General features: G+C 60.4%; 13 protein-coding genes. 12 read left to right on the forward strand and 1 reads right to left on the reverse strand.

Annotated elements, in window-relative coordinates:
* Positions 1 to 53: 53 nt before the first annotated feature.
* The 4 genes from rpmE (at position 54) to JQX08_RS10525 (ending at position 3,893) form a co-directional block, all read left to right on the forward strand.
* Positions 54 to 266: a 50S ribosomal protein L31 gene (gene rpmE / locus JQX08_RS10510; RefSeq protein ID WP_205348332.1), complete on the forward strand. Its 213-nt coding sequence runs from the start codon at positions 54 to 56 to the stop codon at positions 264 to 266.
* Positions 267 to 289: 23 nt separating this feature from the next.
* A complete protein-coding gene (locus JQX08_RS10515; protein WP_205348333.1) occupies positions 290 to 1,090 on the forward strand; it encodes a thermonuclease family protein in 801 nt (266 codons plus the stop codon).
* Positions 1,087 to 2,526: a M48 family metalloprotease gene (locus JQX08_RS10520; RefSeq protein WP_205348334.1), complete on the forward strand. Its 1,440-nt coding sequence runs from the start codon at positions 1,087 to 1,089 to the stop codon at positions 2,524 to 2,526. Before JQX08_RS10515 ends, JQX08_RS10520 begins: the two co-directional genes overlap by 4 nt.
* Positions 2,527 to 2,624: 98 nt before the next feature.
* Positions 2,625 to 3,893, forward strand: a complete 1,269-nt coding sequence (locus JQX08_RS10525; protein WP_205348335.1) for a malic enzyme-like NAD(P)-binding protein — start codon at positions 2,625 to 2,627, stop codon at positions 3,891 to 3,893.
* A gap of 59 nt (positions 3,894 to 3,952) precedes the next feature.
* Here the strand turns inward: JQX08_RS10525 and JQX08_RS10530 are convergent, their stop codons facing one another.
* Positions 3,953 to 6,385 carry a penicillin-binding protein 1A gene (locus JQX08_RS10530; protein WP_430472519.1) on the reverse strand — a complete coding sequence of 811 codons (2,433 nt, stop codon included), beginning with the start codon at positions 6,383 to 6,385 and terminating at the stop codon, positions 3,953 to 3,955.
* Between the two features lie 181 nt (positions 6,386 to 6,566).
* Between JQX08_RS10530 and JQX08_RS10535 the strand changes: the two genes are divergently transcribed.
* Genes JQX08_RS10535 through JQX08_RS10570 form a run of 8 tightly spaced genes read left to right on the forward strand, consistent with a single transcriptional unit; the run spans position 6,567 to position 14,762 of the window.
* Positions 6,567 to 7,631 (forward strand): type IV pilus assembly protein PilM, encoded by a 1,065-nt coding sequence (locus JQX08_RS10535; protein ID WP_205348337.1) that lies wholly within the window; start codon positions 6,567 to 6,569, stop codon positions 7,629 to 7,631.
* Positions 7,631 to 8,206, forward strand: coding sequence for a type 4a pilus biogenesis protein PilN (gene pilN / locus JQX08_RS10540; RefSeq protein ID WP_205348338.1), 576 nt, complete (start codon positions 7,631 to 7,633; stop codon positions 8,204 to 8,206). The genes JQX08_RS10535 and pilN overlap by 1 nt, the downstream gene beginning before the upstream one ends.
* The gene (gene pilO, locus JQX08_RS10545; RefSeq protein WP_205348339.1) at positions 8,203 to 8,826 is read left to right on the forward strand and encodes a type 4a pilus biogenesis protein PilO; all 624 of its coding nucleotides are present in this window, start codon (positions 8,203 to 8,205) and stop codon (positions 8,824 to 8,826) included. The genes pilN and pilO overlap by 4 nt, the downstream gene beginning before the upstream one ends.
* Positions 8,823 to 9,350, forward strand: coding sequence for a type 4a pilus biogenesis lipoprotein PilP (gene pilP, locus JQX08_RS10550; protein WP_205348340.1), 528 nt, complete (start codon positions 8,823 to 8,825; stop codon positions 9,348 to 9,350). The genes pilO and pilP overlap by 4 nt, the downstream gene beginning before the upstream one ends.
* Before the next feature lie 51 nt (positions 9,351 to 9,401).
* Complete coding sequence (locus tag JQX08_RS10555) at positions 9,402 to 11,456, forward strand: type IV pilus secretin PilQ (RefSeq protein ID WP_205348341.1); 2,055 nt, start codon at positions 9,402 to 9,404, stop codon at positions 11,454 to 11,456.
* A gap of 5 nt (positions 11,457 to 11,461) precedes the next feature.
* Positions 11,462 to 11,980 (forward strand): shikimate kinase AroK, encoded by a 519-nt coding sequence (gene aroK / locus JQX08_RS10560; RefSeq protein WP_205348919.1) that lies wholly within the window; start codon positions 11,462 to 11,464, stop codon positions 11,978 to 11,980.
* Between the two features lie 50 nt (positions 11,981 to 12,030).
* A complete protein-coding gene (gene aroB / locus JQX08_RS10565; protein WP_205348342.1) occupies positions 12,031 to 13,128 on the forward strand; it encodes a 3-dehydroquinate synthase in 1,098 nt (365 codons plus the stop codon).
* 17 nt (positions 13,129 to 13,145) lie between these two features.
* A complete protein-coding gene (locus JQX08_RS10570) occupies positions 13,146 to 14,762 on the forward strand; it encodes an AAA family ATPase (RefSeq protein ID WP_205348343.1) in 1,617 nt (538 codons plus the stop codon).
* Positions 14,763 to 14,982: the final 220 nt, after the last annotated feature.

The following is a 14,982-nucleotide window of genomic DNA, read 5'->3' on the forward strand; positions in this document are numbered from 1 at the left end:
CGGTACTCGACAATGGTGTCGGGTGGCGGCATGCCAGTGCTGAGGAATTCGTCATGAAAGCCGACATCCATCCGAATTATGTCGAGATCGAAGCTACCTGCTCCTGCGGTAACGTGATCAAGACCCGCTCCACCCTGGGCAAGAACCTGAGCCTCGACGTGTGCTCCGAGTGCCACCCGTTCTACACCGGCAAGCAGAAGGTGCTCGACACCGGCGGCCGTATCGACCGCTTCAAGCAGCGTTTCGGTGTGTTCGGCAGCAAGTAAGCCGAAGCCCTCGCGAGAACCCCATGGGTTATCTCGAGCAAATGAAGAAGGCGTCCCTGGTGGGCGCCTTTTTCGTTTCTGTCCTGCTGCCGGTGCTGGCCCAGGCGGCCTGCCCGGTGCCGCAGGGCTTGAGCCGCTACCCGGTCGAGCGGGTGGTGGATGGCGACACCCTGCGCCTGGCCGACGGCCGCAGCGTGCGGCTGATCGGCATCAACGCGCCGGAGCTGGCGCACCACGGTCGTAGTACCGAGCCGTTCGCCGAGGCGGCGCGCCAGCGCTTGCGCGAGCTGGTCGCGGCGAATGACGACAGCGTTGCGCTGCAGTTCGGCGCGCAGGGTAAGGATCATTACGGCCGCCTGCTGGCGCATGCCTATGATGCGAGCGGCCACAACCTCGAGGCGCAGCTGCTCGCTGCCGGCCTCGGCTACCTGGTGGCGGTGGCGCCGAACACCCGGCTGGTGGCCTGTCAGCAGGCCGCCGAGCGCGAAGCCCGGCAGGCCGGCCGCGGGCTCTGGCGGCAGGCGCCGGTGCGCAGCCCGGAGCAGCTCAGCGAGTCGGGCTTCGCCCTGGTGCAGGCGCGGGTGCAGCGGGTGCAGCGCAACCGCGGTGGCGTGTGGCTGGAGCTGGACGGTCCGTTGGTGCTGCAGGTGGCGCCGAAGTTCGTCGCGCGCTTCGATGTCGCGGCGCTGCAGGCGCTGGTCGGGCGGCGCGTCGAGGCGCGTGGCTGGGTGATTGACCGCAGTCGACGCGGCAGCGTAAAACCGGGGCAGGCACGCTGGATGCTGCCGTTGACCGATAAGGCGATGCTGGAGGTGTTGCCATGAAACAGCCACTGTTTGCCGTGCTGCTCCTGGGCCTTATCGCGCTCGGTGGCTGCGCGACCAATCCCGCTACCGGCGAAAGCAATTTCGTCATGATGAGCGAGCAGCAGGAGCTCGATCTCGGCCTGCGCGCCAGCCAGGAGATCGGCAAGGAAAACCCGCGCTACGCCGACGAGAAACTGCAGGCCTATGTGCAGCAGGTCGGGGAGCGGGTCGCCCAGCACAGCCATCGCAGCAACCTCAAATACCAGTTCACCGTGGTCGACAGCGCCGACATCAACGCCTTCGCCTTGCCTGGTGGCTACATCTATATACACCGCGGACTGCTCGCCTACCTGGGCTCGGAGGCCGAGCTGGCTGCGGTGCTCGGTCATGAGGTCGGTCACGTCACCGCCCGCCACGGCGTGCAGCAACAGAGTCAGTCGATGGCCTGGGGCGTGCTCGGCCAGGCGGTGGCGATCGGCACCGGGGTCGGTGCCGCCGGCGACCTGACCAATGTGCTCGGCTCGGCGATGGTGCGTGGCTACGGGCGTGACATGGAGCTGCAGGCCGACGGCCTCGGCGCGCAGTACCTAGCCCGCAGTGGCTACGACCCGCAGGCGATGATCGAGGTGGTCAAGGTGCTCAAGAGTCAGGAGGACTTTGCCCGTGACCAGGCTGCCCAGCGCGGCCAGCCGACACCGACCAGCAGCTATCACGGTGTGTTCGATACCCATCCCGACAATGACCGGCGCCTGCAGGAAGTGGTCGGGCCGGCGCGCGCCTTGGCCAACGGTAGCGCTCAGCAGACCAATCGCGAGGTGTTCCTGCAGCACCTCGACGGCTTGCCGGTCGGCGACTCGGAAGCCACCGGGGTGCGTCGCGGTCGGCATTTCTATCATGCCGGCCTGGGTTTCGCGCTGAGCTTTCCCGAAGACTGGGTGGTCCTCAATCAGCCCGATGTGCTGGTCGGCCAAAGTGCGGTACAGCAGGCGTTCATTGCCATGCAGCTGGAGCGTGCCGAAGGTACTCCGGAGGCATTCCTCCGCGCACGTCTGCGTGGGCAGGGCCTGGCCGAGGCCGAGGCGCTGCAGCAGGCTGGGCTGCAGGGCTACACCGGGGTGATTCCAGGGCAGGCGGCCAAGCGCGTGGCGGTGATTTTCAAGGGCAGTCAGGCGTTCCTGTTCGTCGCCGCGGTGAAAGGCGGCGCATCGCTGGAGAGCGCCGACGCGCAGTTTCTGCAGACCATCAAGAGTTTCCATCCGCTGGCCGCCGACGAGCGCAAGCTGGCGCAACCGATGCGCCTGCAGATGGTGCGTGCCAAAGCCGGTCAGACCTATGCCGAGCTGGCCAAGAACAGCCCGTTGCCGCGCGATGCCGAGGCCACCCTGCGACTGCTCAATCACCAGTATCCAAGCGGCCAGCCGATGCCCGGTAAGTGGCTCAAACTCGTCCATTAGAAGGATTGACTTGTAGGACAATCCTGCCTTGTGGGTCAGCAGCAGTTTGCGTATGCTCGGCCGCCTGTTCGTTCAACAGCACAATGCGGGATGTCACCATGTCTGATCTGAAAACTGCCGCTCTCGACTACCATGCCCAGCCCCGTCCCGGGAAACTGAGCGTCGAGCTGACCAAGCCGACCGCGACTGCCCGCGACCTGTCGCTGGCCTACAGCCCGGGTGTCGCTGAGCCGGTACGTGAAATTGCCCGCGACCCCGAGCTGGCATTCAAGTACACCGGCAAGGGCAACTTGGTGGCAGTTATTTCCGATGGCACCGCGATTCTGGGCCTGGGCAACCTCGGCCCGCTGGCGTCCAAGCCGGTTATGGAAGGCAAGGGTGTGCTGTTCAAGCGTTTCGCCGGCGTCGACGTGTTCGACATCGAAGTCGACGCGGAAAGCCCGCAGGCCTTCATCGACACCGTCAAACGCATCTCCATCACCTTTGGCGGCATCAACCTGGAAGACATCAAGGCACCGGAGTGCTTCGAGATCGAGCGCGCGCTGATCGAGCAGTGCGACATCCCGGTGTTCCACGATGACCAGCACGGCACCGCCATCGTGACCGCCGCGGGCATGCTCAACGCCCTGGAAATCGTCGGCAAGAACCTCGCTGACGCCAAGGTCGTCTGCCTCGGCGCTGGCGCCGCGGCGATCTCCTGCATGAAGCTGCTGGTGAGCATGGGTGCGAACATCGAGAACATCCTGATGGTCGACCGCAAGGGCGTGGTGCATGCCGGTCGCGACGACCTCAACCAGTACAAGGCGGTGTTTGCCCACGAGACCGACAAGCGCAGCCTGGCTGACGCCCTCGACGGCGCCGACGTGTTCGTCGGTCTGTCCGGTGCCAACCTGCTCAGCGCCGAAGACCTGCAGCGCATGGCGGCCAACCCAATCGTGTTCGCCTGCTCGAACCCGGATCCGGAGATCAAGCCGGAACTGGCCAAGGCTACCCGCAGCGACGTGATCATGGCGACCGGCCGTTCCGACTACCCGAACCAGGTCAACAACGTCCTCGGCTTCCCCTTCATCTTCCGCGGTGCGCTCGACGTGCGCGCTACCCGCATCAACGAAGAGATGAAGATCGCCGCGGCCCATGCCCTGCGTGATCTGGCCAAGCTGCCGGTGCCGCAGGAAGTCTGCGATGCCTACGGCGGCATCCAGCTGGAATTCGGTCGCGAGTACATCATTCCCAAGCCGATGGACGCGCGTCTGATCACCGTGGTCAGCGATGCGGTGGCCAAGGCTGCGATCGAGAGCGGCGTGGCGACGCTGCCGTATCCGGCGCACTACCCGCTGCAGTCGGTGGCGGATGTGTTCAAGGGCTGAAGCCCGCGCAACAAAAAACCCGCTGCGGCGGGTTTTTTGTTGGCTGCGATTTGCCTCGGTCAGAACAGGTCGATGGGTGCCGCGTCGTCGGCCGGCAGCGGGCTGCCTGGTACGCCACTGCCCGGTTCGAACTCGCTCATCGGCGGCGGTGAGTCTTCGCTCTTGAACAGCTCGAAGTAGGCGTTCGGCGTACCGGGCGGCGCGGCGCGGCCGCTGAGTGGGTCGACGCGCAGGGTCAGCAGGCCTTCCGGTTCCGCCGGTGGGTGGGCCGGCTTGTCCTTGAGTGCGGCGCTCATGTAGGTCATCCAGATCGGCAGCGCTACCGTGCCGCCGAACTCATGGCTGCCGAGGCTCTCCGGCTGGTCGAAGCCGGTCCACACGGTGGTCATATAGTCGGCGTTGTAGCCGGAGAACCAGCTGTCTTTCGACTCGTTCGTGGTGCCGGTCTTGCCGGCCAGGTCGCTGCGCCCCATGGCCATCGCACGGCGTCCGGTGCCGCGCTTGATCACGTCCTGCAGCATGCTGGTCATGATGTAGGCGGTGCGCGCATCGAGGATGCGTTCGGCCGCGGCCGGCTGGCTGTCTGGGTGGTTGACGCTGGTGAGGCTGGCTTCCGCCGGTTGCTCGGGCGCGGCGGCTACGGCCGTTGCGGCAATCGGATCGCTAGGCACGCTGGCCGGGTTGGCAATGAACAGCGCCTGGCCGGAGCGGCTGTCGACCCGGTCGATCAAGTAGGGCTGAATCTTGAAGCCGCCATTGGCAAAGGTGCTCCAGCCGCCGGCGATCTCCAGTGGTGTGAGGTTGGCGGTGCCCAGCGCCAGCGACAGGTTGCGCGGCAGGTCCTGTCGGTTGAAGCCGAACTTGCTGATGTAGTTGAGCGTGTAGTCGATGCCGATAGCCTGCAGCACGCGGATCGACACCAGGTTGCGCGACTTGTACAGCGCTTCGCGCAGGCGAATCGGGCCGAGGAAGGTGTTGTTGTCGTTCTTCGGTCGCCAGACCTGATCGAGGTACTCGTCGACGAACACGATGGGGGCATCGTTCACCAGGGTCGCCGCGGTATAGCCGCGATCCAGGGCGGCGCTGTAAATGAAGGGCTTGAAGCTCGAGCCGGGCTGGCGCTTGGCCTGAATCGCCCGGTTGTAGTTGCTCTGTTCGAAGGAGAAGCCGCCAACCAGAGCACGGATGGCGCCGTTCTGGGGGTCGAGGGACACCAGGGCACTTTGCGCTGCGGGCACCTGGCTGAACTGCAGGCTGCCATCTTCCTTGCGCAGCACGCGGATCAGGTCGCCAATCTGGCTGACGTCAGCCGGCTGCTGCGGGCGCGGGCCGAGGCTGTTGGTGTTCAGGAACGGGCGCGCCCACTTCATGCTGTCCCAAGCCACCGCTTCTTCCTGGCCGCTGCGGGTCAGCACCATGATGCCGCTCTTCTCGACCTGAGTGACGATCGCCGGCTCCAGGCCGCCGATGGTCTTCTGCTTGGCCAGTTCCAGCAGCCAGGTGTTGCGGGTCATGCCCGGCAGACGGGTTTCCGGGCCGCGATAGCCGTGGCGCTGGTCGTAGCTGATCAGTCCCTGGCGTACCGCGTGGTTGGCGGCTTCCTGCAGCTGGCTCGGCACGGTGGTGGTGACGTGAAAACCCTCCGTGTAGGCATCGCCACCATAGCGTCCGACCATTTCGGCGCGCGTCATCTCGGCCACGTAGGGGGCGCTGAGCTCGGGGGTGGGCACGTGGTAGCTGGCGTCGATTGGCTCCTGCAGGGCGGCCTGGTAGCGCGCCTCATCGATCTTGCCGAGCTTGAACATGCGGCCGAGGATCCAGTCGCGGCGCTCCTTGCTGCGCTCGGGATTGACCAGCGGGTTGAAGCGTGAGGGCGCCTTGGGCAGTCCGGCGATCATCGCCATCTGCGCCAGGCTCACGTCACGGATCGACTTGCCGTAGTACACCTGGGCGGCGGCCTCGATCCCATACGCGCGGTTGCCGAGGTAGATCTTGTTGACGTAGAGCTCGAGGATTTCGTCCTTGCTTAGCTGGCGCTCAATCTGCAGCGCCAGGAGGATTTCATTGATCTTGCGTGAGAAGCTGCGCTCGCTGGTGAGGAAGTAGTTTTTCGCCACCTGCATGGTGATGGTGCTGCCGCCAGTCTGGATCTGGCCGCTCTTTAATAATTGAGTGGCGGCGCGCATCAGGCTGCTAAAGTCGACGCCATAATGGTGCGCAAAATTGTCGTCTTCAGCCGACAGTAGCGCCGCAATGAAATCTGGTGGAATATCGGCGAAGCGGATAGGGGAGCGGCGCATCTCACCAAACTCAGCGATCAGCTTGGCGTCGCTGCTGTAGACCCGGAGGGGGATTTGCAGCTGGATGCTGCGCAGCGAGTCGACCGAAGGAAGGCTTGGGCTGAGATAGAGATAGGCGCCGCTGAAACTGAGCAGCAGCCCACAAAATATGGTGACGCAAAACCACCAGACAAACTTCAGCAGGCGCATCAAAGCTCGCGGATTTCCAGATAAAAGAAAGAGTTAAGCGATGTCGAAGGTGCAAAGGGGAAAATCGTTCACATTATAAGCGCTTTTTTTCCTGAGGGGCTATTTGCGCTTATGTCAAGTCTGTTATTTAATGTGAAAAAACATAAATAGTCCGTAAGTCGCGGATGTCAATAGGAAAACAGTCGTGCTAGGGCTCTTCAATAAGAAAGCGAATACGCTTCTGGGGATTGATATCAGTTCGACCTCAGTCAAGCTCTTGGAACTGAGTCGCTCGGGCAGCCGCTACAAAGTAGAGGCCTACGCTGTCGAGCCCCTTCCACCTAACGCTGTGGTTGAGAAGAACATCGCCGAACTGGAGGGTGTCGGCCAGGCGCTCTCGCGGGTCCTGACCAAGGCGCGGACGGGCGTGCGTACGGCGGCAGTCGCTGTCGCTGGTTCGGCTGTCATCACCAAGACCATTGAGATGGAAGCCGGTCTTTCCGAGGATGACCTCGAGACCCAGCTGAAGATCGAGGCCGACCAGTACATTCCTTACCCGCTTGAAGAAGTAGCCATCGACTTCGAGGTTCAGGGCGCGTCTGCGCGCAACGCCGAGCGAGTCGATGTGCTGTTGGCGGCGTGCCGCAAAGAGAACGTCGAAGTGCGCGAGGCCGCGCTTGCCTTGGCGGGGGTCACTGCCAAGGTGGTCGATGTTGAGGCTTATGCCTTGGAGCGCGCATACGGCCTGCTCACTGCTCAGCTAGGCAACGGACACGACGAATTGACTGTTGCAGTGGTGGACATAGGCGCCACCATGACCACGCTCAGCGTTCTGCACAATGGACGCACCATCTATACCCGCGAGCAGCTCTTCGGCGGCAAGCAGCTGACCGACGAAATCCAGCGTCGCTATGGCCTCTCGGTCGAGGAGGCTGGCTTGGCCAAGAAGCAAGGCGGCTTGCCGGATGATTACGAAAGCGAAGTGCTGCAGCCGTTCAAGGAGGCGGTTGTTCAGCAGGTTTCGCGCTCGCTGCAGTTTTTCTTCGCGGCGGGCCAGTTCAATGATGTTGATTACATCTTGCTGGCAGGCGGAACTGCTTCCATCGCCGATTTGGATCGTTTGATTCAGCAGAAAATCGGGACTCAAACCCTCGTGGCGAACCCCTTCGCCGACATGGCATTGAGCAGCAAGGTCAACGCTGGCGCGCTAGCAAGCGATGCACCGGCGCTGATGATTGCGTGTGGTCTGGCGATGAGGAGTTTCGACTGATGGCGCGCATTAACTTACTGCCTTGGCGTGAGCAGCTACGCGAAGAGCGAAAACAGCGATTCCTCGCAACCCTGATCGGTGTGCTAGTCGTGGCGGCGGGGCTGGTTTTTTTGGGCGATCAATATTTCAACAGCGCCATCGAGCAACAAAATGCGCGCAACGATTTTATCCGCAAGGAAATCTCGGTCCTCGATGCACGGATCAAGGAAATTAGTGAGCTTAAAACCCGTCGTCAGCAGCTTCTTGAAAGGATGAAGATTATCCAGGACTTGCAGGGTAATCGGCCGGTTATTGCGCGGGTATTCGATCAACTTGTCCGTACTCTACCGGATGGTGTGTATTACACCGCGCTGACGATGAAGGCAAAGAGCATTTCCATTCAGGGTGCTGCAGAATCGAACAATCGAGTATCTAGCTTGATGCGAAACCTGGATTCGTCGGAGTGGCTGGATGCTCCTAACTTGACCGCGGTTAAGGCTGTTACTGCCGGCGCATTGGATCAGGCCAACGTATTCCAGTTGACTGTCCAGCAGACGCAACCGTCTGTTGAAGTAGAGGGAGTCAAGAAAAAATGAGTTTTGCTGACTCGCTGGAAAGCCTGCGGAAAATTGATATCAATGATTTGGATGTCAACAATCTGGGCTCGTGGCCGACGCCGGTTAAGGTTATCGCTTGCACCTTGCTACTAATTGCGGTGCTTGCGCTCGGTTATAACTTTCATCTTAAAGATCTTGAGGCGCAGCTGGATCAGCAGCGCGCAGAAGAAGTGTCGCTGAAAGAGCAGTTTTCCTCCAAGGCGTTCCAGGCAGCAAATTTGGAGGCCTATAAAGAGCAGATGAAGGAAATGGAGGTTTCTTTCGGAGCACTCTTGAGGCAGCTGCCTAGTGATACGGAAGTTCCTGGTTTGTTGGAAGATATTACCCGGACAGGCCTGGGTAGCGGGCTGGAGTTCGAGGAAATCAAATTGCAGCCGGAAGTCGCGCAGCAATTTTATATCGAATTGCCCATTCAAATATCAGTAGTAGGGGCGTACCACGATCTGGCGACGTTTGTGAGCGGCGTGTCCAGTCTGCCTCGAATCGTTACCCTCCATGATTTTGAGATCAAACCAGTTTCAGAAGAAAACTCAAGCAAGCTAAAAATGAGCATTTTGGCGAAAACTTATCGCTACAACGATAAGGAGCTGAAGAAATGAAAGCTCTTCAACTTGGATTGTTCGGTTTGATCGTGTTTAGTCTTTCTGGTTGTGGGGTGGGGGGCGATTTTTCTGACCTGCAGTCATATATGGATGAAGTTCGGGCGCGCCCAAAGGGTTCGATTGAGCCGTTGCCAAAATTTCAACCCTATGAAGCCTTCACCTACAGCGCCTCGATGCTGCGTAGCCCGTTCCAGCCGCCGGTAAAAATTGATCTCGTCAGTCGGCCGAAGGGCTCGAAAGAAATCAAACCAGACGAGACCCGGGTTAAGCAGTTTTTGGAAGGATTCAATATTGAAACTTTCGAAATGGTGGGAACCTTAGCTAATAAAGATGGCAAATTTGCCTTGGTTAGCGGCGCGGGTGGGGTGCATCGAGTCAAGCTAGGGGATTATCTGGGGCGCAATAACGGTCGCATCGTGGCTATTGATGAGGCCAAGGTCGATGTTGTTGAGATCGTTCCGGATGGTGAAGGTGGCTGGTTGGAGCGACCGAGAAGCCTCTCTTTGAAAGAGCGCTCTTAGGGATTAGGTGAAATGAATAATAAATATCGGTCTGCACAACGGAATTCGAGAATGAACGACTCTCTTTCGCGCCTTTGCGTTTCCTTTATCGCCGCGCTTCTCTCGCCGATGGCCTTGGCCGCCGACTTGCAAGCGCTCGACGTTGCGGCGCTCCCTGGAGATAAGGTGGAGCTGAAGTTGAGCTTCGATGAACCGGTTGTTGTGCCTCGCGGATACACGATTGATCAGCCGGCTCGCATTGCGCTCGATCTTCCTGGCGTCAAAAACAAGCTGGGTGCCAAGAATCGCGATTTAGGGGTGGGTAACGCCCGTAGCGTTACGGTGGTCGAGGCAAAAGATCGGACCCGGTTGATCATCAATTTGGCGACCTTGGTTCCCTATAACGCCCGCGCCGAAGGAAACAATCTGTATGTGGTGGTGGGCGGTGCGGCGGCTGTCGCGACCTCAGCGGCCACTGCTGCGCCATTCGTTGCACCAAAGCCAGTCTATGCGGCTCGTCGCGAAATCAACAATATTGATTTCCAGCGGGGAGAGCAGGGTGAGGGCAACATTGTAATTGAGCTATCTGACCCGACCGTAAGTCCAGACATCAAGGATCAAGGTGGCAAGATCCGTCTGGACTTCGCTAAGACACAATTGCCAGAAAATTTGCGGGTCCGTTTGGATGTCAAAGATTTTGCCACTCCAGTGCAGTTTGTGAATGCAGCAGGCTCCGCCGATACGGCGAGCATCGTCATCGAGCCGACGGGCTACTACGACTATCTTGCCTATCAAACCGACAACAAGCTGACCGTCAGCGTTAAGCCGCTTAATCAGCAGGATGTCGAGAAGCGCAAGGCGGAAAGCTTTGCCTACAACGGTGAAAAGCTGTCGCTGAATTTCCAAGATATCGATGTGCGCTCTGTCCTGCAGCTTATTGCAGATTTCACCGACCTGAACCTCGTTGCCAGTGACACTGTGCAGGGGAACATCACGCTCCGCCTGCAAAACGTGCCGTGGGATCAGGCCCTCGACTTGGTGCTGAAAACCAAGGGTTTAGATAAGCGCAAGGTTGGTAACGTGCTAATGGTTGCGCCGGCAGACGAGATTGCTGCGCGTGAACGTCAAGAGTTGGAGGCGCAAAAGCAAGTGGCTGAGTTGGCGCCATTGCGCAAGGATATTATCCAGCTGAACTACGCGAAAGCTTCAGATATTGCGAAGCTTTACGAAGACAAGTCCTCCAAGGGTGATTTGAAGGATGACATGCGGGGGTCTGTGATTTTTGATGACAGAACCAATAGCTTGATCGTGACCCTGACCCAGGAGCGTATTGACGAACTGCGCCGTATCATCACTCAGCTTGATATTCCTGTGCGTCAGGTGATGATTGAAGCGCGTATCGTTGAGGCAAACGTCGACTACGACAAGTCGCTGGGTGTTGAGTGGCGTGGTGTAGGTATCGGTGATAACAACTGGGTAGTAGGTGGTTCGAACAGCATTATTAAGAATAGCGATCCACTGGATATCCAGGGGGGTACCTTCGTCGATATGGGGGCCACCGGGACCACTTCGGGTCTGAACTTGGGCTTCATTACCAATAACACCATCCTCGATCTAGAGCTGTCGGCGATGGAAAAGACCGGTAATGGCGAGGTGGTGTCTCAGCCGAAAGTTGTTACTTCGGATAAGGAAACCGCGAAAATACTTAAAGGTGCGGAGATCCCTTATCAGGAGGCCAGCTCCAGTGGTGCGACCAGTACCTCGTTTAAAGAGGCGGCCCTGTCTTTGGAAGTGACCCCGCAGATTACACCTGACAACCGCGTGATCATGGAAGTCAAAGTCACCAAAGACGCACCGGATTTCGGAAATGCTCTGAACGGTGTGCCGCCAATCAACAAGAACGAAGTCAATGCCAAAGTCTTGGTCAGTGATGGCGAAACTATTGTCATCGGCGGGGTGTTTACCAACACCCAGACCAAGTCGGTCGACAAAGTTCCGTTCTTGGGTGATCTGCCCTTCCTGGGGCAGCTGTTCAAGAGCACGACGGTCACTGACAAGAAATCGGAACTGCTGGTGTTCCTGACGCCGCGTATCATGAACAACCAGGCGATTGCAGTGAGTCATTGATCTTCGTGAGAAATCTGATTTTGGTTGGCCCGATGGGGGCAGGGAAAAGCACCATCGGGCGATTACTGGCCAGAGAGCTGAAGCTGCCGTTCAAGGACTCAGACAAGGAAATCGAGCATCGAACCGGTGCCGATATCCCGTGGATTTTCGACGTCGAGGGTGAGCAGGGATTTCGCGAGCGCGAGCATGCGGTAATCGCTGAACTCTGCGAGTTGGATGGTGTGGTGCTCGCTACGGGCGGCGGCGCAGTGATGCGACAGGACAATCGCAGCGCCCTGCGCGGTGGTGGGCGAGTAGTGTACTTGCACACTTCGGTGGAGCAGCAGATTGATCGCACCTCTCGCGACCGCAATCGTCCGCTGCTGCGCACTGCCAATCCAGGTCGCGTTCTGCGTGATCTGATGGCAGTCCGCGATCCGCTGTATCGAGAGATCGCGGACATCATCATCGAAACCGACACGCGTCCGCCGCGGATGGTGGTCCAAGAGATTCTCGAGCGGCTTCAGGTTCTGCCGCCGCGTTAATGCTGCCTGCAATTGCGCTATCCTAGGGCCTCTTTTGTCGCGGGGGCCGCATGCAGACTCTTCACGTAAACCTGGGCGACCGTAGTTACCCGATCTACATTGGCGACGCGCTGCTGGATCGCGCGGAGTTTTTTGCCCCGCATATTGCTGGGCGACAAGTGATGATCGTGACCAATGAGACGGTCGCTCCCCTTTATCTCTCCAAGCTGACTGCAGCCTTGTCGGCGTTCGACGTGGCCAGTGTCGTGCTGCCCGACGGCGAAGCGTTCAAAAATTGGGAAACGCTGCAGCTGATTTTTGACGGACTATTGAGTGCCCGGCATGAGCGCGGGACTACGGTAATCGCACTTGGCGGTGGCGTGGTTGGCGATATGGCAGGTTTTGCTGCGGCCTGTTATCAGCGTGGCGTGGATTTCATCCAGGTGCCGACCACGCTGTTGTCGCAGGTTGACTCGTCGGTTGGCGGCAAGACCGGCATCAACCATCCGCTCGGCAAAAACATGGTTGGGGCGTTCTATCAGCCCAAGGCTGTGGTGATCGATACCTCCAGCTTGCTGACGTTGCCACCTCGCGAGCTCTCTGCCGGTCTCGCGGAGGTCATCAAGTACGGGCTGATATGCGACGAGCCGTTTCTGGCCTGGCTGGAGGCGCACATTGATGCGCTGTGCGCCGTGGATCAGGTTGCCTTGAGTGCAGCGATCGAGCGCTCATGCGCTGCCAAGGCGCGCGTGGTGGGTGTCGATGAGCGTGAATCAGGGTTGCGGGCGATCTTGAACTTGGGGCACACCTTTGGGCATGCCATCGAAACGCATCAGGGGTATGGGGTCTGGCTGCACGGTGAGGCCGTGGCTGCGGGAACCGTGATGGCCTTGGAGATGTCTAGGCGATTGGGCTGGATCACCGCAGAAGAGCGTGATCGTGCGATGCGCTTGTTGCGCCGTGCCGGATTGCGCATCGTCCCGCCCACGGATATGACCCCGGATGACTTCCTGCGCTATATGGCGGTCGACAAGAAGGTCCAGGGCGGGCGGGTCCGCCTGGTGTTGTTGCGGCAAATGGGAGATGCGGTGGTGACCGGCGATTTCCCGCACGAGATTTTGAATGCCACCCTGGCGGCGGATTACCAGGCGTTGGCCGAGCAGCTTTAAGTCCTATCGAGATTCCCATGACCAGTTTGCACGCCGATGAGGCCTTTCTCGGCCACTACCAGTTCAGTCACGACCCCTTCGCGCCGCGCGTGCCGGGCTTCAAGTTTTTTCCGGCGCAGCGCAAGCCCGTGCTCGGCCAGCTCCACCACCTGGCGCGCTACAGTCAGTTGCTGTTGGTTGTGACCGGGCCGGAAGGTAGCGGTAAGACTTTGTTGCGCCAGGCTCTCGTGGCCAGTACCAACAAACAGACTGTGCAAAGCGTGGTGGTCTCGGCGCGTGGGGCGATGGACGCTGGCAGTCTGTTGCGCCAGGTTGCCCAGGGGGTAAGTGCGCCGCAGTCGGACATTCGCGGTATTCAGGCGCAGGTCATGCAGTTGACCTTGACCGGCCAGGAAGTCTATTTGTTGGTCGATGATGCCGAGCAGTTAGACGACTCGGCGCTCGATGCGCTGCTGGCCTTGGCGACCGGCAATGCCGAAGCCCGACCACACATCTTCCTCTTCGGACAACCTGCGCTGCTGCCGCGCCTCGAGTTGCTGACCGAGGGCGAAGAGCGCTTCCACGCCATCGAGTTGCAGCCGTACAGCGAGGATGAAACGGCCGAGTATCTGGCGCAGCGCTTGGATGGCGCCGGTCAAGGCATCGATGTCTTCACTGCCGAACAGGTCGCCGATATCCACGCTCAGGCCCAAGGCTGGCCGGGGCTGATCAATCAGGTTGCGCGTGAGACGCTGATCGAGGCGATGTTGGCGCAGCGCGGCGCGGCGCGCCCGGCGGGTTTGTCGTTGCAGTTGCCGAAGAAGCATCTGCTGGCGTTGGCAGTGGTGGTAGTCGCGGTTGCCGCGGCACTGCTGATGAAGGGCCGCTCCGGCACCGATTCTGCGGTCGTCCCGGTCGCTCAGCAGGCGCCGGCTGCCGCCGCAGCTGGTAGCGAGGCGCCGCAGGGTGCTCCTGAGGGCGGGCCGGCAATCGAGTTTGCCGGCTCCACCCAGCCGCTGCCCTTGCCGCTGGTAGGTGAAGCGCAACCGGTTATTCGCCAGCCACTGGCCCAGGTGGCCGGGCAGGGCGATGGTGAGGAGGCCAGTCTCGCTGAGCCGGCGGAAACCGCGTCGCCGACCGCCAGCGCTGTTCCGGTCCCTGCCCCGGCGCCGATTACCCCGGCACCGACCGTGCCGCCTGCGGCACCGGTGGTTGCGCCCGCCGTTCCGCCTGTGGCGGCGGCAGTGCCTGCCCCGGCGCCGCGAGCGCCGACTGCGGCGCCTGTCCAGCCGGCTGCGCCGGCGGTCAAGAAGCCTGCGGTGGCCCAAGCGCCGGTGGTCAAGCCGGCGCCGACCAAGCCGGCCGCGTCGGGTGGCGATTGGTATGCCAGTCAGGCGGCATCGCACTACGCGCTGCAGATTCTGGGGACCCGCTCCGAGGCTAGCGCGCAGGCGTTTGTGCGCCAGCAGGGCGCCGGCTATCGCTACTTCGTGAAATCCTTGCAGGGCAAGCCGCTGTTCGTCGTGACCTACGGCAGCTTCGCCTCGCGTGGCGCGGCGCAGGCGGCAATCAAGGGGCTGCCGGCCAAGGTTCAGGCCGGCAAGCCGTGGCCGCGCACTTTCGCCAGCATCCAGCAGGAAGCGCGCAGCCGCTGAGCGGAATTGCCGCGTAGAGTCCGGCGCCGCGCAAGGCGGCGCCGGGCGACTTTCATAAAAGCGACATAAGGTGTCGCCAGCGCGTCACAAAGGGGTTTGTGACGCTCCGGTTCGCTGTGTACAATGTCCCCCCTTTTGCCTGCGCAAAGCTGGCGCTTCGTCCTGCGCGTTTGGTAAGTATTTGAATTAGAAAGTAATTGCCTTAATAAAGGCATCCTGG

Source organism: Zestomonas insulae (genome assembly GCF_016901015.1).
Taxonomy (GTDB): Bacteria; Pseudomonadota; Gammaproteobacteria; order Pseudomonadales; family Pseudomonadaceae; genus Aquipseudomonas; species Aquipseudomonas insulae.

Coding starts and splice junctions, on each gene's coding strand:
- rpmE (WP_205348332.1), top strand. CDS start 54: ATGAAAGCCGACATCCATCCGAATTATGTCGAGATCGAAGCTACCTGC.
- JQX08_RS10515 (WP_205348333.1), top strand. CDS start 290: ATGGGTTATCTCGAGCAAATGAAGAAGGCGTCCCTGGTGGGCGCCTTT.
- JQX08_RS10520 (WP_205348334.1), top strand. CDS start 1,087: ATGAAACAGCCACTGTTTGCCGTGCTGCTCCTGGGCCTTATCGCGCTC.
- JQX08_RS10525 (WP_205348335.1), top strand. CDS start 2,625: ATGTCTGATCTGAAAACTGCCGCTCTCGACTACCATGCCCAGCCCCGT.
- pilN (WP_205348338.1), top strand. CDS start 7,631: ATGGCGCGCATTAACTTACTGCCTTGGCGTGAGCAGCTACGCGAAGAG.
- pilO (WP_205348339.1), top strand. CDS start 8,203: ATGAGTTTTGCTGACTCGCTGGAAAGCCTGCGGAAAATTGATATCAAT.
- pilP (WP_205348340.1), top strand. CDS start 8,823: ATGAAAGCTCTTCAACTTGGATTGTTCGGTTTGATCGTGTTTAGTCTT.
- JQX08_RS10555 (WP_205348341.1), top strand. CDS start 9,402: ATGAACGACTCTCTTTCGCGCCTTTGCGTTTCCTTTATCGCCGCGCTT.
- aroB (WP_205348342.1), top strand. CDS start 12,031: ATGCAGACTCTTCACGTAAACCTGGGCGACCGTAGTTACCCGATCTAC.
- JQX08_RS10570 (WP_205348343.1), top strand. CDS start 13,146: ATGACCAGTTTGCACGCCGATGAGGCCTTTCTCGGCCACTACCAGTTC.